The organism is Pseudomonas sp. P108, from assembly GCF_032613195.1.
In the GTDB taxonomy this organism is placed as follows: domain Bacteria; phylum Pseudomonadota; class Gammaproteobacteria; order Pseudomonadales; family Pseudomonadaceae; genus Aquipseudomonas.
Genome location: NZ_CP126691.1, coordinates 3,652,204 through 3,670,597, shown reverse-complemented (window position 1 = coordinate 3,670,597; position 18,394 = coordinate 3,652,204). Strand labels below are relative to the sequence as shown.

At 60.3% G+C, this 18,394-nt stretch carries 11 protein-coding genes; 7 read left to right on the top strand and 4 right to left on the bottom strand.

All coding sequences use genetic code 11. The features are described 5' to 3' along the window. Window positions 1-138 precede the first annotated feature (138 nt). From QOM10_RS16060 to QOM10_RS16045, 4 genes are all read left to right on the top strand, one after another. The gene (locus tag QOM10_RS16060) at window positions 139-3,246 is read left to right on the top strand and encodes an efflux RND transporter permease subunit (RefSeq protein ID WP_150752265.1); all 3,108 of its coding nucleotides are present in this window, start codon (window positions 139-141) and stop codon (window positions 3,244-3,246) included. Then, a complete protein-coding gene (locus tag QOM10_RS16055) occupies window positions 3,243-4,715 on the top strand; it encodes an efflux transporter outer membrane subunit (RefSeq protein WP_316916483.1) in 1,473 nt (490 codons plus the stop codon). Before QOM10_RS16060 ends, QOM10_RS16055 begins: the two co-directional genes overlap by 4 nt. Window positions 4,716-5,016: 301 nt before the next feature. Then, the gene (locus QOM10_RS16050; RefSeq protein WP_316916482.1) at window positions 5,017-7,098 is read left to right on the top strand and encodes a putative bifunctional diguanylate cyclase/phosphodiesterase; all 2,082 of its coding nucleotides are present in this window, start codon (window positions 5,017-5,019) and stop codon (window positions 7,096-7,098) included. A gap of 190 nt (window positions 7,099-7,288) precedes the next feature. Then, the gene (locus tag QOM10_RS16045) at window positions 7,289-8,035 is read left to right on the top strand and encodes an SDR family oxidoreductase (RefSeq protein WP_127928002.1); all 747 of its coding nucleotides are present in this window, start codon (window positions 7,289-7,291) and stop codon (window positions 8,033-8,035) included. Window positions 8,036-8,169: 134 nt separating this feature from the next. Here QOM10_RS16045 and mapR read toward each other — a convergent pair whose 3' ends face one another. The 3 genes from mapR to QOM10_RS16030 all read right to left on the bottom strand — a co-directional run bounded on the left by mapR (window position 8,170) and on the right by QOM10_RS16030 (window position 11,766). Next, a complete protein-coding gene (gene mapR / locus QOM10_RS16040; protein ID WP_034155962.1) occupies window positions 8,170-9,579 on the bottom strand; it encodes a GntR family transcriptional regulator MpaR in 1,410 nt (469 codons plus the stop codon). Window positions 9,580-9,891: 312 nt separating this feature from the next. Continuing rightward, on the bottom strand, window positions 9,892-11,322 hold the full coding sequence (gene ccoG, locus QOM10_RS16035) for a cytochrome c oxidase accessory protein CcoG (protein ID WP_316916481.1): 1,431 nt from the start codon (window positions 11,320-11,322) through the stop codon (window positions 9,892-9,894). 195 nt (window positions 11,323-11,517) lie between these two features. Then, window positions 11,518-11,766, bottom strand: a complete 249-nt coding sequence (locus tag QOM10_RS16030) for a DUF3203 family protein (RefSeq protein ID WP_127927998.1) — start codon at window positions 11,764-11,766, stop codon at window positions 11,518-11,520. A gap of 125 nt (window positions 11,767-11,891) precedes the next feature. Here QOM10_RS16030 and QOM10_RS16025 point away from each other — a divergent pair, with 125 nt between their 5' ends. Beyond that, on the top strand, window positions 11,892-12,404 hold the full coding sequence (locus QOM10_RS16025; protein WP_116032991.1) for an MgtC/SapB family protein: 513 nt from the start codon (window positions 11,892-11,894) through the stop codon (window positions 12,402-12,404). A 125-nt stretch (window positions 12,405-12,529) separates the two neighbouring features. Here QOM10_RS16025 and QOM10_RS16020 read toward each other — a convergent pair whose 3' ends face one another. Next, window positions 12,530-12,688, bottom strand: coding sequence for a hypothetical protein (locus QOM10_RS16020; RefSeq protein ID WP_003224520.1), 159 nt, complete (start codon window positions 12,686-12,688; stop codon window positions 12,530-12,532). Window positions 12,689-12,905: 217 nt separating this feature from the next. Here QOM10_RS16020 and QOM10_RS16015 point away from each other — a divergent pair, with 217 nt between their 5' ends. Both QOM10_RS16015 and treS read left to right on the top strand, forming a co-directional pair. Continuing rightward, window positions 12,906-14,903: an alpha-1,4-glucan--maltose-1-phosphate maltosyltransferase gene (locus QOM10_RS16015; RefSeq protein WP_316916480.1), complete on the top strand. Its 1,998-nt coding sequence runs from the start codon at window positions 12,906-12,908 to the stop codon at window positions 14,901-14,903. A 147-nt stretch (window positions 14,904-15,050) separates the two neighbouring features. Next, entirely contained in the window at window positions 15,051-18,392 is a 3,342-nt protein-coding gene (gene treS, locus QOM10_RS16010; protein ID WP_160040324.1) for a maltose alpha-D-glucosyltransferase, read from the top strand. The last annotated feature ends 2 nt before the right edge of the window (window positions 18,393-18,394 follow it).

The following is an 18,394-nucleotide window of genomic DNA, read 5'->3' as shown; positions in this document are numbered from 1 at the left end:
AGCATCACACATCCCTTGTGGGAGCGAGCCTGCTCGCGAAAGCGGCCTATCAGGCAACATCATTGTTGAATACAAGATTGCATTCGCGAGCAGGCTCGCTCCCACAGGGATCTGCGGTGAAGGCGGAGATCGCGTTCGATGAACCTCTCCGGTCCTTTCATCAAGCGCCCGGTAGCGACGATGCTGCTGAGCCTGGCGATCATGCTGCTCGGCGGTGTCAGCTTCGGCCTGCTGCCGGTGGCGCCGCTGCCGCAAATGGATTTCCCGGTGATCGTCGTGCAGGCGAGCCTGCCCGGTGCCAGCCCGGAGGTCATGGCGTCCACCGTGGCCACGCCGCTGGAGCGCTCGTTCGGCGCGATTGCCGGCGTCAACACCATGAGCAGCCGTTCCAGTCAGGGTTCGACCCGGGTCATTCTGCAGTTTGACCTCGACCGCGACATCAACGGCGCCGCGCGGGAAGTGCAGGCCGCGATCAACGCGTCGCGCAATCTGCTGCCGAGCGGTATGCGCAGCATGCCGACCTACAAAAAGGTCAACCCGTCGCAAGCGCCGATCATGGTGCTGTCGCTGACCTCCGATGTGCTGGAAAAAGGCCAGCTCTACGATTTGGCCTCGACCATTCTTTCGCAGAGCCTTTCGCAAGTGCAGGGCGTTGGCGAAGTGCAGATCGGCGGCAGTTCACTGCCGGCGGTGCGTATCGAACTCGAACCGCAAGCGCTGAACCAGTACGGCGTGGCGCTCGACGATGTGCGCAAGACTATCGCCGATGCCAACGTGCGCCGGCCAAAAGGTTCGGTCGAGGACGGTCAGCGCTTGTGGCAGATCCAGGCCAATGACCAGCTGGAAAAAGCCAAGGACTACGAGTCACTGATCATCCACTACGCCGACGGCGCCGCGCTGCGTCTCAAGGACGTGGCCAAGGTCAGCGACGGTGTCGAGGACCGCTACAACAGCGGTTTCTTCAACGATGACGCGGCGGTGCTGTTGGTGATCAACCGTCAGGCCGGCGCCAACATCATCGAGACGGTCAACGAGATCAAAGCGCAGTTGCCGGCCCTGCAAGCCGTGTTGCCGGCCAGCGTGAAGCTGAATCTGGCCATGGACCGCTCACCGGTGATCAAGGCGACACTGCACGAAGCAGAGATGACGCTGCTGATTGCCGTGGCACTGGTGATTCTGGTGGTGTTCCTGTTCCTTGGGAACTTCCGCGCCTCGCTGATTCCGACACTGGCCGTGCCGGTGTCGCTGGTCGGCACCTTTGCGGTGATGTACCTCTACGGATTTTCGCTGAACAACCTGTCGCTGATGGCGCTGATTCTCGCCACCGGTCTGGTGGTGGACGACGCCATCGTGGTGTTGGAGAACATTTCCCGGCACATCGACGAAGGCGTCAAACCGATGCAGGCCGCGTATCTCGGGGCCAAGGAAGTCGGTTTCACCTTGCTGTCGATGAACGTCTCGCTGGTGGCGGTGTTCCTGTCGATTCTGTTCATGGGTGGCATCGTCGAGAGCCTGTTTCGTGAGTTTTCCATCACCCTGGCGGCAGCCATTGTCGTCTCGCTGGTGGTTTCCCTGACGCTGACGCCGATGCTCTGCGCCCGTTGGCTCAAGCCGCACACGCCGGGGCAGGAGAACCGTCTGCAACGCTGGAGCCGCCGCACCAACGACTGGATGGTTGGCAAATACGCCAGCAGCCTCGACTGGGTGTTGCGCCATCGTCGTCTGACCTTGCTCAGTCTGCTGATCACCGTTGGCGTGAACGTCGCGCTGTACGTGGTGGTGCCGAAAACCTTCATGCCGCAGCAGGACACCGGCCAGTTGATCGGTTTCGTGCGCGGTGACGACGGCCTGTCGTTCAGTGTGATGCAGCCGAAAATGGAAATCTTCCGCCGTGCCGTGCTCAAGGACGAAGCAGTGGAAAGCGTCGCCGGGTTCATCGGTGGCAGCAACGGCACCAACAACGCCTTCATGCTGGTACGTCTGAAGCCGATCAAGGAACGCCAGCTCAATGCGCAAAAGGTCATCGAACGCCTGCGCAAGGAAATGCCCAAGGTCCCTGGTGCACAATTGATGCTGATGGCGGATCAGGATCTGCAATTTGGCGGCGGCCGCGAACAGACCACGTCGCAGTACAGCTACATTTTGCAAAGCGGTGATTTGAGCGAGTTGCGCAAGTGGTACCCGAAAGTGGTTACCGCGTTACGGGCCTTGCCGGAGTTGACGGCCATTGACGCCCGAGAGGGAGCAGGCGCCCAGCAAGTGACGCTGATTGTCGACCGCGATCAGGCCAAACGCCTCGGTGTCGACATGGACATGGTTACCTCGGTGTTGAACAACGCCTACAGCCAGCGGCAGATTTCGACGATCTACGACAGCCTCAACCAGTATCAGGTGGTGATGGAGGTCAATCCGAAATACGCCCAGGACCCGGTGACGCTCAAGCAGGTGCAGGTGATCACCGCTGACGGTGCGCGGGTGCCGCTGTCGACCTTCGCTCATTACGAAAACAGCCTGGAGGACGACCGCGTCAGCCACGAAGGCCAGTTTGCCTCCGAAGACATTTCCTTCGACATGGCCGAAGGCGTGACGGTGGAGCAGGGCAGTGCTGCCATCGAGCGGGCGATTGCCAAGCTCGGCCTGCCGGAAGACGTCATCGCGAAAATGGCCGGCACCGCCGACGCTTTTGCCGCGACGCAGAAGAGCCAGCCGTTCATGATTCTCGGCGCGTTGCTGGCGGTGTATCTGGTGTTGGGCGTGCTGTATGAAAGCTACATTCATCCGCTGACGATTCTGTCGACCCTGCCGTCGGCCGGTGTTGGCGCGTTGTTGTCGATCTATGCGCTGGGCGGCGAGTTCAGCCTGATCTCGTTGCTCGGGTTGTTCCTGCTGATTGGCGTGGTGAAGAAAAACGCCATTCTGATGATCGACCTCGCGTTGCAACTGGAGCGTCATCAAGGCCTGTCGCCGCTGGAGTCGATTCGCAGTGCCTGTCTGCAACGCCTGCGGCCGATTCTGATGACCACGCTGGCAGCAATTCTCGGTGCCTTGCCGTTGCTGCTCAGCCGGGCCGAAGGCGCGGAAATGCGCCAGCCGCTCGGTTTGACGATCATCGGTGGACTGATTTTCAGCCAGGTACTGACGCTTTACACCACGCCTGTGGTTTACCTCTATCTCGACAAGCTGCGCCATCGTTTCAACAAATGGCGTGGCGTGCGCACTGACGCCGCTCTGGAAACTCCGCTATGACTGACCGTTCGCTTTTCAATCTGGCCACTGCTCGAGGCTCGCGTTTGCTGAGCCTGTCGCTGTGCGTGGCGATGCTCAGTGCCTGCGCTGTCGGCCCGGACTACCAGCGTCCGCAGACCGCTGAAATTGCCCAGTACAAGGAAGCCGAGGGCTGGACCCAGGCCAACCCGAGCGACTCGCTGGCCCGGGGTGCGTGGTGGGAGTTGTACGGCGATCAGCAGCTCAACGGCTTGATCGAACGCCTGAACAATGCCAACCAGACCGTCGCACAGTCGGAAGCCCAGTACCGGCAAGCGCAGGCTTTGGTGCGCAGCGCGCGCGGGGCGTTTTACCCGAGTGTCGATCTGAGCCTGGGTAAAACCCGCTCCAGCCAAGGCACCGGCAGCAGCAGTTCGAGTCTGAGCAGTTCCTCCAGCGGCATCCGTGATACCTACAACGCTGAACTGGGCGTCAGTTGGGAAGCCGATGTGTGGGGCAAGTTGCGCCGTGGGCTTGAGGCTGACGAGGCCAGCGCCCAAGCCAGTTTTGCCGATCTGGCGGCGATGCGTCTGAGTCAGCAGTCGGAGCTGGTGCAGAACTACCTGCAATTGCGGGTGATCGATCAGCAAAAACGTCTGCTCGAAGCCACGGTTGCCGCTTACGAACGCTCGCTGAAAATGACCCAGAACCAATACCGCGCGGGCGTTTCCGGGCGGGATGCGGTGGCCCAGGCGCAGACGCAACTGAAAAGCACCCAGGCCGATCTGGTTGACCTGATCTGGCAACGCGCGCAATTCGAAAATGCGATTGCGGTGCTCACGGGGCAAGCGCCGGCGGATTTCAACATTGCCGAAGTGCAGACCATTCCGAAGTTGCCGCAGGTGCCGTTGAGCCTGCCATCACAGTTGCTGGAGCGGCGCCCGGACATTGCTTCGGCGGAGCGTTCGGTGATCGCCGCCAACGCCAACATCGGTGTGGCCAAAGCAGCGTATTACCCGGATCTGAGCCTGAGCCTGAGCGGCGGTTACAGCAGCAGTACCTCGCAGAATCTGATCAGCCTGCCGAACCGTTTCTGGTCGGTCGGGCCGAAACTGGCGCTGCCGCTGTTCGACGGCGGCATTCGTTCGGCGGAAGTCGATCGTACCGAAGCGGTGTATGACCAGACCGTGGCCAAGTACCGCCAGACCGTGCTCGACGGTTTCCGCGAGGTGGAAAACTATCTGGTGCAGCTCAAGGTTTACGAGGATGAAGCGGCGGTGCGCCAGGAAGCCCTCGATGCTGCCCGCGACTCCCTGCGCCTGACGGAAAACCAGTACAAGGCCGGGCTGATTGCCTACATCGATGTGGTGGTGGTGCAAGCCACGGCGTTGAGTAACGAGCGCAGCGTGCTGAACATTCTGCAAAGCCGCTTGATTGCCAGCGTGCAATTGATTGCCGCGCTGGGCGGCGGTTGGGATGGGCAACTGGAGGTCAGCGATAACACCCGCTGAAGGCTGGCTTCACTGATCGTTCCCACGCTCTGCGTGGGAATGCAGCCCGGGACGCTCCGCGTCCCATCCAGAGCCGAACGCAGAGCGTCCGCTGAGGCATTCCCACGCAGAGCGTGGGAACGATCGTGTAAAGGCGTGAGCGCCGGGCCAGAGCCTTGTCGGACGATCGAACAAGCGTTTCATCGGCTTGATGGCCATTTGATTACTTTGTCAGTGCGTTCTTCTGTGCAATCAGTACAATCGCCGCATTTGCCCGACCGGGAACGGACGCAATCCGCGTTGGGTGGTCACGAGAATCCCCATGCTCATCGGTAGTTATTCCTCCACCCTGGTTTTCATTTCGTTGTGTGTGGCGATTCTCGCTTCGTACACCGCGCTCGACCTCACCGGTCGCATCGCCACGGCCAAGGGCCGTGCCGTGCATTTCTGGACGGCGGGGGGAGCGTTCGCCATGGGCATCGGCGTCTGGTCGATGCATTTCATTGGCATGCTCGCCTTCAAACTGCCGATTGATCTCGGCTATGACATCAGTCTGACCGTGCTGTCGCTGCTGATCGCCGTGTTGTCCTGCGGGTTCGCGCTGTGGCTGGTCAGCCAGCCGAAACTGCCAATGCTGCAACTGGCATTGGGTGCGTTGATCATGGGCAGCGGGATCAGCGCCATGCATTACACCGGCATGGCGGCGATGCGCATGACGCCGGGGATCGACTACGATCCGGCGCTGTTTGGCGCCTCGTTGCTGATTGCCGTCGGTGCGTCGGCGGCGGCGCTGTGGATCGCCTTCCGCTTGCGTCAGCATTCTCCCTATGTGCGTCTGATTCGCGGCGGCGCGGCGATCATCATGGGCATCGCGATTGTCGGCATGCATTACACCGGCATGGCTGCTGCGCAATTCCCTGATGGCAGTTTCTGTGGCGCCACCGTCAATGGCTTGAAAGGCAATGGCCTCGACAGCCTGGTGTTGATTACCACGTTGGCGGTGCTGTCGATTGCCTTGCTGACCTCGATTCTCGACGCGCGCCTCGAAGCGCGCACCGCCGATCTCGCGCACTCGTTGACCGTGGCCAACCGCGAACTCACCCAGCTGGCCCTGCACGACACCCTGACCGGGCTGCCGAACCGCATGCTGCTGGACGACCGCATTAATCAGGCAATGAAAAAGGTCCATGAGCAGGGCGGCTGTTTTGCCTTGATGTTCATCGATCTGGACGGCTTCAAACCGGTTAACGATGCGTTTGGTCATCACATGGGCGATCAGTTGCTGCGTGAAGTGGGGTTGCGTCTGCGTGAAGACTTGCGCGGCCCGGACACGCTGGCGCGCATCGGTGGCGATGAATTCGTGTTGCTGGTGCGCCTGACCGAACCCAATGACGCGCTCGGGCTGGCGGCACGTCAGGTCGGTCTGATTGCGCAATCGTTCCGTGTCGCCGAGCATGACTTGCAGATCTCCGCCAGCGTTGGCATCGCCCTGTATCCGGGCAATGGCCAGAACGCGCAGGAACTGCTGATGAACGCCGACGCAGCGATGTACCACGCCAAGGGCGGCGGCAAAAACGGCTACAGCTTTTTCGATGCATCGATGAACAACAACGCACGCAAGCAGTTGCAGTTGTTGCAGGACCTGCGTGCGGCACTTGAGCACAGCCAGTTCAGCTTGCACTACCAACCCAAGTTCGATGCCGCCAATGGCCGTCCGGTCGGCGCCGAAGCGCTGTTGCGTTGGCAGCACCCGACCCACGGCATGCTGATGCCGGACAAGTTCATCGAACTGGCCGAGAAAACCGGTCTGATCATTCCGATCGGTGAATGGGTGCTCAACGAAGCCTGCCGGCAGATGCGCGAGTGGTACGTGCTCGGTTACACCGATTGGCGCATCGCGGTGAATCTGTCGGCGTTGCAGTTTTGCCACACAGGGCTGGTACGCAGCGTGGCCAAGGCGCTGGCCACCCACCACTTGCCGGCCAACAGCCTGACCCTGGAAATCACCGAAACCACGGCGATGAGCGATGCCGATGCGAGCATGACGGTGTTGCAGGAGTTGTCGGACATGGGCGTCGATCTGTCGATCGATGACTTCGGCACGGGTTATTCCAGTCTGATGTATCTCAAGCGTTTGCCGGCCAATGAGCTGAAGATCGACCGTGGGTTTGTGCGCGATCTTGAGCATGACAGCGACGATGCGGCGATTGTCTCGGCGATTGTTGCGTTGGGGCAGGCGCTCGGTTTGCGCATTGTCGCGGAAGGCGTGGAAACCGGTGTGCAGCAGGAATTTCTGACGCAGTTGGGTTGTGATTCGTTGCAGGGGTATCTGCTGGGGCATCCGATGCCGGCGGAAAAATTCATGCAGGATATTGCGCGGGGTGAGCAGTTAGCGGTGGTCTGATCGACCGCGTTATCGTTCTTCGCGAGCAGGCTCGCTCCCATAGGGGGGCGGCGCGGAGCACAAATCCAGTGTGGGAGCGAGCCTGCTCGCGAAGGCGTCTGCCCATACACCACAGACTCCATGCAAAACCCGCCAATGGCGGTTATTCTTCCCCCCGACTGTTACGTGTGCATTTGGGGGAAAGGCCAGCATGGATAAAGTCATTGTGATCACCGGTGGCGGACGCGGAATTGGCGCCGCGACGGCGCTGTTGGCTGCCGGGCAAGGCTATCGGATCTGCATCAACTATCAGTCGGATGAACAGGCTGCGCAAAGCGTGCTGGAGCAAGTCCGTGCCTTGGGTGCACAGGCCATCGCGGTGCGCGCCGATGTCAGCATCGAAGACGAAGTGATCGCGCTGTTCCAGCGGGTCGACAGCGAACTGGGCCGCGTCACCGCTTTGGTGAACAACGCTGGCACCGTCGGACAAAAGTCGCGAGTCGACGAAATGTCCGAATTCCGTATCCTCAAAATCATGAAAACCAATGTCCTGGCGCCGATCCTCTGCGCCAAGCACGCGATCCTGCGCATGTCGCCCAAGCACGGCGGGCAGGGTGGCAGTATCGTCAACGTGTCGTCGGTGGCTTCGCGTCTCGGCTCGCCGAACGAATACGTCGATTACGCCGCGTCCAAAGGTGCGCTCGATACCTTCACCATCGGTTTGTCCAAGGAAGTGGCGGGTGAGGGGATTCGCGTCAACGCGGTGCGTCCGGGTTACATCTATACCGATTTCCATGCTTTGAGCGGCGATCCGGATCGGGTCAGCAAGCTGGAGTCGGCGATTCCAATGGCCCGTGGCGGCCGGCCGGATGAGGTGGCGGAGGCGATTGTCTGGTTGTTGTCGGATAAGGCGTCGTATGCGACCGGGACGTTTGTTGATTTGGGGGGCGGGCGTTAAGCCCTGAACATTTCGTTGCCAGGTCGGCCCTCTTCGCGAGCAGGCTCGCTCCCACATTGGTTCTGTGTCCGGCACAAATCCAAGGTGGGAGCGAGCCTGCTCGCGAAGGCAATAGCCCAAGCAACACAGGACTGTCAGAACGACCGCACAATCCGCCCCAACGTCTCCATGGCCTTCTCCGAATCCTCAGTCCAAGGGCTGCCATAGTTCAGACGAATACAGTTCCTGAACCGCTGCGTCGGCGAGAAAATCGGCCCCGGGGCAATGCTGATGCCTTGCGCCAGTGCCATCTGAAACAGCTTCAATGAATCCATCTGCGGTGGCAATTCCAGCCACAGGAAATAACCACCTGCGGGTTGGCTGACCCGCGTCTGCGCCGGGAAATAACGGGCAATCGCGGCGAGCATCGCGCTTTGCTGTTCTTCGAGGGCGTAACGCAATTTGCGTAAGTGACGGTCGTAGCCGCCGTGTTGCAGATAGTCGGCAATCGCTGCCTGCGCGGGCATCGAGGCACACAGCGAGGTCATCAGTTTCAGCCGTTCGATTTTCTGCGCATAACGCCCGGCGGCGACCCAGCCGATGCGGTAACCGGGGGCCAGGCTTTTGGCGAACGAGCCGCAATGCATCACCAGGCCTTCGGTGTCGAAGGCCTTGGCCGGTTTCGGTGCCTGTTGGCCGTAATAGAGTTCGGCGTAGACATCGTCTTCGATCAGCGGCACTTGGTGGCGGCGCAGCAGTTCGACCAATTCCTGTTTCTTCGCCTCGGGCATGGTGGCGCCCATCGGGTTCTGGAAACTGGTCATGCACCAGCAGGCCTTGATCGGATGGCGTTCCAGGGTTTGCGCTAGCACGCCGAGGTCGATGCCATCGCGCGGGTGCACGGGGATTTCCACGGCTTTGAGTTTCAGCCGTTCCAGTACTTGCAGGCTGGCGTAGAACGCCGGGGCCTCGATTGCCACCAGATCGCCGGGTTCGGTCACGGCTTGCAAGCACAGGTTCAGCGCTTCGAGGGCGCCGTTGGTGATCAGCAGTTCTTCCATCGGCAGCATCAGGCCGCCGACCATGTAGCGCAGAGCGATTTGCCGGCGCAGTTGCGGATTGCCCGGCGACATGTCGGTGACGACCATGCGCGGATCCATCTCGCGGGCAGCGCTGGCCAGCGAGCGCGACAGGCGTTGCAGCGGGAACAGCGTCGGGCTGGGGAATGCCGAGCCGAAGGGGATCGTGCTCGGATCTTTGATCGAATCGAGGACCGAGAACACCAGTTCGCTGACGTCGACTTCGGTGGAGTCGTTGACGTGGCTACTGATCACCGGCTCGGAAAACGGGCTCGGCGCGTGGGTGTTGACGAAGTAACCGGAGCGCGGCCGCGCGCGGATCAGGCCGCGGCGTTCGAGCAGGTAGTAGGCCTGGAACACCGTGGACGGGCTGACACCGTAGGTCTGGCTGGCGTAGCGCACCGAAGGCACGCGCTGGCCGGGGCCAAGCACGCCGGAGCGGATCAGTTCAGCGATGTCGTCGGCGAATTTTTCGTAGCGTTTCATCGAGGAGCCTTGGTGCTGGTTGATGATGAGGTGTGTCAGGGGAACTGCCCCTCACCCTAGCCCTCTCCCAGAGGGAGAGGGGACTGATTGGGGGATGCTTGCTAAATACACCGACCTGAAAGTGCTTTGCTGAATCCACAATCGATTCGGCCTGAAAGTGCTTTGCTGAATCCATAATCGACTCGGTCGGAAAGTACTTTGCTGAATCCATAATCGACTCGGTCTGTCAGGTCGATGTATAGCGACAGACACCTCGGTCGGCCCCCTCTACCCCTGGGAGAGGGCTGGGGTGAGGGAGCGGATTCTAAGGGATCAGCGATTCATCGGCGCCACAAACCTGCTCTTCGCCACGCTATAAACCTCAGGCTCATCGCTGTCGGCAATCTTGAAACTCAAGGTCTGCGAGCTGCTGGCCGGGCGTTCCGTGGTCATCGCCACCGACACCGGCACATCGACAATCTCTCCCGGGGCCAGGCTCATCTCGGTCTTGCCTTGCAGCTGGAAGCCATCGCCATCCACCAGCGTCAGGTTGTAGTCCTGGCGTTGCTGGGTCTTGTTGATGACTTTGAGGCTATAGATGTTTTCGATCTGGCCTTGACCGTTTTCACGGAACAAGCCGCGATCCTTGGTCACGTCCAGCGAGACCATCGGCCGCTCCACCAGCGCCAGTGCCAATGCGCCGATCATCGCCACCAGCACCACGCTGTAGCCAATCAGTCGGGGGCGCAGCAGATGGGTTTTGCCACCCTGCAATTCGCGCTCGGAACTGTAGCGGATCAAACCGCGCGGGTAGTTCATTTTGTCCATGATCGAGTCGCAGGCGTCGATGCACGCGGCACAGCCGATGCACTCCATCTGCAAGCCGTCGCGGATGTCGATGCCGGTCGGGCAGACCTGCACGCACAACTGACAGTCGATGCAATCGCCCAGGCCTGCTTCCAGCGGTTTCACGTCGCGTTTACGCGGGCCACGGTTTTCGCCACGGGCCACGTCATAGGAAATCGCCAGGGTGTCCTTGTCGAACATCACGCTCTGGAACCGCGCATACGGGCACATGTGCATGCACACCGCCTCACGTAACCAACCGGCGTTGATGTAGGTGGCAGCAGTGAAGAACAGCACCCAGAACAGACTGACGCCGCCAATTTGCAGGGTCAGCAGTTCTTCGGCCAATGGCCGGATCGGGGTGAAATAACCGACGAAGGTCAGGCCGGTCAGCACGCTGATCGCCAGCCACAGGGTGTGCTTGGCCGCACGGCGCGCCAGTTTGTTCAGGTTCCACGGCGCGGCTTGCAGTTTGATCCGTTGGTTGCGTTCGCCTTCGGTGATTTTCTCGCACCACATGAAGATCCACGTCCACGAACTCTGCGGACAGGTGTAGCCGCACCAGACCCGGCCGGCAAACACGGTGATGGCGAACAGGCCGAACGCGGCGATGATCAGCAGCGCGGACAGCAGGATGAAATCCTGTGGCCAGAACGTCGCGCCGAAGATGTGGAATTTACTTTCGGAAAGATCCCAGAGCACTGCCTGACGCCCGCCCCAGTTCAGCCACACGGTGCCGAAAAACAACACGAACAGAAAACCCGCGCCGCTCATGCGCAGGGTGCGGAACAGGCCGGTGAAGCTGCGGGTGTGGATCTGGTTGTCGCTGGACCTGGCCGTCGCCTTCATTGGGCGTGCGGGCACACTTTTGATAGTTGGAGATGCTTCTACGGTTCGGACGGGGATTTGTTCGCTCATGGTTATTCGCTCATCAGCCTCCATCAGGCCAGAGCACTATGAGCGCCGATCTGTTTGCATAACAGACTCAGCTATTTCAATAAAAAGCGGATCAGATGCGTTTCTGCGCAACGCCTGCGACAACTTGAAGCAGCCCGCAGACACGGGCGCAAACGCCTATCGCAGGCGTTTGCGCGGGGTGTTGATCAAGGTCAGTCAAATCACCGAACCACTCTCGTCGGCCTTCAAATGCTTGCGGCCGTCCTTGGCGCCTGCGACGGTCAATTCGTCGGCTTCTGCCTCGGTGATGTAAACGCGGCGGCCTTCTATTTCCACGAATGACATGGATTTTTCGCTGTCCGTCCTGACTTCCAGGGTGTCGCAAATGCGAATTTCCTCGCCGTGTTCGACGGTGAAAAAACACACTTTTTGCTCGGGGTTGGATTCATCGACTCGAAGAGGCATAGGAGCAGTCCTTTTTTTCAGGGAGGTCTGCAAGGTTAGGGCGCACGCTGCGCCGATCGTTCTGCGCAACTGATTAATGGTCGCCGCTGTCCATCCTCTATAGACCCAATAACAAGGACTGCACGATGAACGCGTGGTGGCATGAAGTGTGGGAAACCCTGCAGGCGGAGTTCGCCGACGTTGGCGATGCTTCGCAATTGACGCGCATTACCGTGCGCCTGCTGATGGCGGCGATTCTGGGCGGCATTCTCGGGTTCGAGCGTGAGCACAAGGGCAAGGCTGCAGGGGTGCGCACGCATATGTTGGTGGCGCTGGGGGCGGCGTTGTTTGTACTGGTGCCGCAGACGTCCGGGGCCGAGTCCGATGCGATGAGTCGCGTGGTGCAAGGGGTGATTGCCGGGATCGGTTTTCTCGGTGCCGGGACTATCCTGAAAAACAAGGAAGGCGATGAGGGCCATGTCAAAGGTCTGACCACGGCTGCCGGGCTGTGGATGACGGCGGCCATTGGTGTCGCGGCCGGCCTTGGCCGGGAAGCCACGGCGCTGCTCAGTACCTTACTGGCGCTGGGGATTTTCAGCGTGATGCCGCGCATCGTAAAACTCTTCGAAAAAGAAGAGGAGAAGACTGATGATCACTGACTGATCGTTGCCACGTTGATCGTTCCCACGCTCTGCGTGGGAATGCCTCAATGGACGCTCCGCGTCCGCTTTGGGACGCGGAGCGTCCCGGGCTGCGTTCCCACGCGGAGCGTGGGAATGATCAGTCAGACGATGACTGGTGGCATCGTCGTTGGTGGTTCTTCTTTCGGCGGTGGCGTGGTGCCAGGTGGTTCCTGCTCGGGAATCGGTTGCGGCTCAGTCTCGGGCAAAGTGGGTTTGTCGATGTTCGGATCGGGCGTTTCCGCCGGGATCGGGATGTTCATCTGATGACCTCCGTGTGGCACATGGCGTGAGAAGTGCTTAAGTGGATTGACCACCCTGCGCGCAATTCGATCCGCTTTTCTGACACGGCAATTTCATCTGAACTTTTCCCGGCGCCGGTCGCTCGGAACCTAAGTGAGTTCATTTCGGGGCAGGTGCTTCGTTGTGAACACTGATCCGGCACAAGAGCGTCCTTGGGGCGTTAAGGAGAGATGCTCAATGACTGCTGAAAAACCTTCGGAACTGAGCTACAACCCGCACATGCCGCTGTCGCAGGCACTGCTGCTGCCGCGCATTGTCATCGAAAACACCATGCCGACGCTTGATGGCGGGCAGTTCGCCGTGAAGTCGATTGCCGGCCGCGAAGTGGTGGTCACCAGCAAAGTGTTTGCCGACGGCCACGACAAACTCGCGGTGCGCATCCGCTGGCGTGAGGAAGGCGAGGAGACCTGGCAAAGCGAAGTGATGACCGATCAGGGCAATAACGGCTGGCAAGGCCAGTTCCGCCCTGAACATCAGGGGCGCTACCTGTATTGCATCGAAGCGTGGATCGATCAATTCGCCAGTTTCCAGTATGAACTGGAGAAGAAGCACAACGCTGCCGTGCCCGTTTCGCTCGAGCTGCAAGAAGGCCGCAGCATGGTGCAACAGGCCGCTGAACGCAGCGAAGGCCAACTGAGCGAACAGCTCGCAGCGTTGCACCATGAACTCTCCGGGCTGCTCGAAACCGAGCAAGTTGCGCTGTTTCTGCACTCGCGCAGTGCGCAACTGATGGCCGAGGCCGATCACCGGGCTTACTTGAGCGTCAGCGCCGAATTCCCCATGGACGTCGAGCGTGAGCTGGCCGAGTTCGCCAGTTGGTACGAGCTGTTTCCCCGCTCGATCACCGACGATCCGCACCGCCACGGCACCTTTAACGACGTGCACTCGCGTCTGCCGATGATTCAGGACATGGGCTTCGACGTGCTGTACTTCACCCCGATCCACCCGATCGGTCGCGCCCATCGCAAGGGCCGCAATAATTCCCTGACCGCCGGCCCCGATGATCCGGGCAGCCCTTATGCGATTGGCAGCGAGGAGGGCGGGCACGAGGCCATTCACTCGCAGCTCGGCACCCGCGAAGACTTCCGCCGACTGGTCGCCGCTGCTGCCGATCATGGCCTGGAAATCGCCCTCGACTTCGCCATTCAGTGTTCCCAGGATCACCCGTGGCTCAAACAGCATCCGGGCTGGTTCAACTGGCGCCCCGACGGCACGATCAAATACGCGGAGAACCCGCCGAAGAAATATCAGGACATCGTCAACGTCGACTTCTATGCGCCTGAGGCGATTCCGAGCCTGTGGGTCGAGTTGCGCGACATCGTCATCGGCTGGGTCGAGGAGGGCGTGAAAATCTTCCGCGTCGACAATCCGCACACCAAACCGCTGCCGTTCTGGCAATGGCTGATCGCTGATGTGCGGGCGCTGTACCCGGAAGTGATCTTCCTCGCCGAGGCCTTCACCACGCCGGCAATGATGGCGCGGCTGGGCAAGGTCGGGTACACGCAGAGCTACACCTATTTCACCTGGCGCAACAGCAAGGCTGAGCTGGCGACGTATTTCACTGAACTGAATGAATCGCCATGGCGCGAGTGCTACCGGCCGAATTTCTTTGTGAACACCCCGGACATCAACCCGGCGTTTCTCCACGAGTCAGGTCGCCCCGGCTTCTTGATTCGCGCGGCGCTGGCGACCATGGGCTCGGGGCTGTGGGGCATGTATTCCGGTTTTGAACTGTGCGAGTCGGCACCTGTGCCGGGCAAGGAGGAGTACCTCGATTCGGAGAAGTACGAGATCCGCGTCCGCGACTTCACAGCGCCCGGCAACATCATTGCCGAGATCGCCCAGCTCAACCGCATTCGTCGGCAGAACCCGGCGTTGCACACGCACCTGGGCCTGAAGGTCTACAACGCCTGGAACGACAATATTCTGTATTTCGGCAAGCGCAGTTTTGACGGCAGCAATTTCATCCTGGTCGCGGTCAGCCTCGATCCGCATAACGTGCAGGAGGCGAATTTCGAATTGCCGCTGTGGGAAATGGGCCTGCCCGATGACGCGACGACCCATGGCGAAGACTTGATGAACGGACATCGTTGGGACTGGCACGGCAAATACCAGTTCATGCGCCTGGACCCGGCGTATCAGCCGTTCGGCATCTGGCGAATCACCGCTACGTAATGATCGTTCCCACGCTCTGCGTGGGAATGCATCCCGGGACGCTCCGCGTCCCAGAAACGGACGCAGAGCGTCCATGGCGGCATTCCCACGCAGAGCGGGGGAACGATCATCGTGGGGCGCTTTTAAAGCATTCAGCAGGAGTTTCACATGGCGAAGAAACCCAAGGCAGCCACCTTCATCAAAGACCCGCTCTGGTACAAGGACGCGGTGATCTATCAAGTTCACGTCAAATCGTTTTTCGACTCCAACAATGACGGGATCGGCGACTTTCCCGGCCTGATCGCCAAACTCGATTACATCGCCGACCTCGGCGTCAATACCATCTGGCTATTGCCGTTCTACCCCTCACCACGCCGCGATGACGGCTACGACATCGCCGAATACCGAGGCGTACACAGCGATTACGGGACCATGGCCGACGCCAAGCGCTTTATCGCCGAAGCGCACAAACGCGGCTTGCGGGTGATTACCGAGCTGGTCATCAACCACACCTCCGACCAGCACCCGTGGTTCCAGCGTGCGCGCAAGGCCAAGCCCGGCTCGGCGGCGCGGGACTTCTATGTCTGGTCGGATGACGATCAGAAATACGACGGCACGCGGATCATTTTCCTCGACACGGAAAAATCCAACTGGACCTGGGACCCGGTCGCCGGCCAGTACTTCTGGCACCGTTTCTATTCGCACCAGCCGGACCTGAATTTCGACAACCCGCAAGTGATGAAGGCCGTACTGTCGGTGATGCGCTACTGGCTGGACATGGGCATCGACGGTCTGCGCCTCGATGCCATCCCGTACCTGATCGAACGCGACGGCACCAACAACGAAAACCTGCCCGAGACCCACGACGTTCTCAAGCAGATTCGCGCGGAAATCGACGCCAATTACCCCGACCGCATGCTGCTCGCCGAGGCCAACCAATGGCCGGAAGACACCCAGCTGTACTTCGGTGACACCGATGCCGCTGGCCTCAACGGTGATGAATGCCACATGGCGTTCCACTTCCCGCTGATGCCGCGCATGTACATGGCGCTGGCCCAGGAAGATCGCTTCCCGATCACCGATATTCTGCGCCAGACCCCGGAAATCCCTGCCAACTGCCAGTGGGCGATCTTTCTGCGCAACCACGATGAGCTGACCCTGGAAATGGTCACTGACAAGGAACGTGACTATCTGTGGAATTACTACGCCGCTGACCGTCGTGCGCGGATCAATCTCGGCATTCGTCGGCGTCTGGCGCCGTTGATGGAGCGCGACCGCCGCCGCATCGAGTTGCTCAACAGTCTGCTGCTGTCGATGCCCGGCACGCCGACGTTGTATTACGGCGATGAAATCGGCATGGGCGACAACATTTACCTTGGCGACCGCGATGGCGTGCGTACGCCGATGCAATGGTCGATCGACCGCAACGGCGGCTTCTCCCGCGCCGATCCGGCGAGTCTGGTGCTGCCGCCGATCATGGATCCGCAGTACGGCTATCTGTCGGTCAACGTCGAAACCCAGTCCGGCGATCCGCATTCGCTGTTGAACTGGACGCGCCGTCTGCTGGCGGTGCGCAAACAGTCCAAGGCTTTTGGCCGTGGCACCTTGAAAATGCTCTCGCCGAACAACCGTCGCGTGCTGGCTTACACCCGCGAATTCACCGATGTCGACGGCAAACACGAAATCATCCTGTGCGTGGCCAACGTCTCGCGCAGTGCGCAAGCGGTGGAACTGGACCTGTCGGCCTATGTCGGCATGGTGCCGGTGGAGATGCTTGGCGGTAATGCGTTCCCGCCGATTGGCCAGTTGAATTTCCTCCTGACCCTGGCGCCGTACGGTTTCTATTGGTTCGCCCTGGCGGCGGAAAACCAGATGCCGAGCTGGCACGTGGAACCGGCGCAGAGCCTGCCGGACTTCACCACGCTGGTGCTGAAAAAACGCATGGAAGAACTGCTCGAAGCGCCGTCACGGACGACGCTGGAGCAAAGCATTCTGCCGAGCTGGCTGCAGAACCGGCGCTGGTTCGCGGGCAAGGATGCGGCCATCGACAAAGTGCATCTGGCCTACGGCGTGCGTTTCGGCGATGCGCAGCATCCGGTGCTGCTGAGCGAAATCGAAGTCACCAGTGGCGGACAGACCAGTCGCTATCAACTGCCGTTCGGCTTTATTGCCGAGGATCAGGTTGGCCCGGCGTTGCCGCAGCAATTGGCTTTGTCCCGTGTACGCCGTGTACGACAAGTCGGTCTGATCACTGACGCGTTCAGCCTCGAAGCGTTTGTTCGCGCAGTGCTGCAAGGCATGCAGAACAACACGGTGCTGGAGTCGGCTGAGGGCGAAATCCGCTTTGCGCCGACGCCGCATCTGGAAAAACTCGGCCTGGGTGCCGAGTCGGAAGTGCGTTATCTGTCCGCTGAGCAATCGAACAGTTCGGTGGTCATTGGCAACAGTCTGGTGCTCAAGCTGATACGTAAAGTCGCTTCTGGCGTACACCCGGAACTGGAGATGAGCGCTTACCTGACCGAGGCCGGATTTGCCAATATCTCTCCGCTGCTCGGCTCGGTGATCCGTCGCGATGGCAAGGGCGAAGACAATCTGCTGATGATCGCTCAGGGTTACTTGAGCAATCAGGGCGATGCGTGGGAATGGACGCAGAACAACCTCGAACGGGCGCTGCGTGATGAGCTGGCCGACGCCATGTCCGAGCAGGAACAGCATTACAACGCCCTCGGTGAGCTGAGGGATTTTGCCGGCATGCTCGGTCAGCGTCTGGGTGAGATGCACAAGGTGCTCGCCGCGCCTACCGACAATGCCGACTTCGCGCCGCAGGTGTCGACGGCCAAGGACATGCAGGCGACGGGCAAGGATGTCGTGGCCCAGGTCGAGCACGCCTTGAAACTGCTCAAGCAGCATCAGGGCGAACTCAGCGCAGCGGATCAGAAACTGGTGAAGAGGCTGGTCGACGAGAAGAAAACCATTCTCGCCCACGTGCAGGATCTGGCGAAAAAAGCCGTCGGCGGTTTGCGCATTCGCGTCCATGGCGATCTGCATTTGGGCCAGGTGCTGGTGATCAAGGGCGATGCCTATCTGATCGACTTCGAGGGTGAGCCGGCGCGGCCATTGAGCGAGCGCCGTGGCAAACACAGTCCGTACAAAGATGTCAGCGGCGTGCTGCGCTCGTTCGATTACGCGGCAGCGATGACCATCAACGTGCACAACGTCGACCACAGCGCTGAGTCTGAAACCGCGCGGCGTCTGGTCGCCGAGCGTTATCTGCGTGAGGCCCGTGAGGCATTTGTTCAGGCATATCGCCGTGCGGCAGCTAGTCTTGATCATGCCTGGCAAGATCCTGAAGGTGCCGACGCCGCTTTGGCGTTGTTTGGCCTGGAGAAGGCGGCCTATGAAGTGGCCTATGAAGCCGAAAATCGCCCCACGTGGCTGCCCGTGCCGTTGCACGGTTTGTACGGGTTATTGACGGGGCTTAAACCCTTTTCCGATCTTGGTGGAGAGTAGTC

Excerpts from the sequence above, each read along its gene's own strand:
- QOM10_RS16060 (WP_150752265.1), top strand. The coding sequence starts at position 139 with ATGAACCTCTCCGGTCCTTTCATCAAGCGCCCGGTAGCGACGATGCTG.
- QOM10_RS16055 (WP_316916483.1), top strand. The coding sequence starts at position 3,243 with ATGACTGACCGTTCGCTTTTCAATCTGGCCACTGCTCGAGGCTCGCGT.
- QOM10_RS16050 (WP_316916482.1), top strand. The coding sequence starts at position 5,017 with ATGCTCATCGGTAGTTATTCCTCCACCCTGGTTTTCATTTCGTTGTGT.
- QOM10_RS16045 (WP_127928002.1), top strand. The coding sequence starts at position 7,289 with ATGGATAAAGTCATTGTGATCACCGGTGGCGGACGCGGAATTGGCGCC.
- mapR (WP_034155962.1), bottom strand. The coding sequence starts at position 9,579 with ATGAAACGCTACGAAAAATTCGCCGACGACATCGCTGAACTGATCCGC.
- ccoG (WP_316916481.1), bottom strand. The coding sequence starts at position 11,322 with ATGAGCGAACAAATCCCCGTCCGAACCGTAGAAGCATCTCCAACTATC.
- QOM10_RS16030 (WP_127927998.1), bottom strand. The coding sequence starts at position 11,766 with ATGCCTCTTCGAGTCGATGAATCCAACCCCGAGCAAAAAGTGTGTTTT.
- QOM10_RS16025 (WP_116032991.1), top strand. The coding sequence starts at position 11,892 with ATGAACGCGTGGTGGCATGAAGTGTGGGAAACCCTGCAGGCGGAGTTC.
- QOM10_RS16020 (WP_003224520.1), bottom strand. The coding sequence starts at position 12,688 with ATGAACATCCCGATCCCGGCGGAAACGCCCGATCCGAACATCGACAAA.
- QOM10_RS16015 (WP_316916480.1), top strand. The coding sequence starts at position 12,906 with ATGACTGCTGAAAAACCTTCGGAACTGAGCTACAACCCGCACATGCCG.
- treS (WP_160040324.1), top strand. The coding sequence starts at position 15,051 with ATGGCGAAGAAACCCAAGGCAGCCACCTTCATCAAAGACCCGCTCTGG.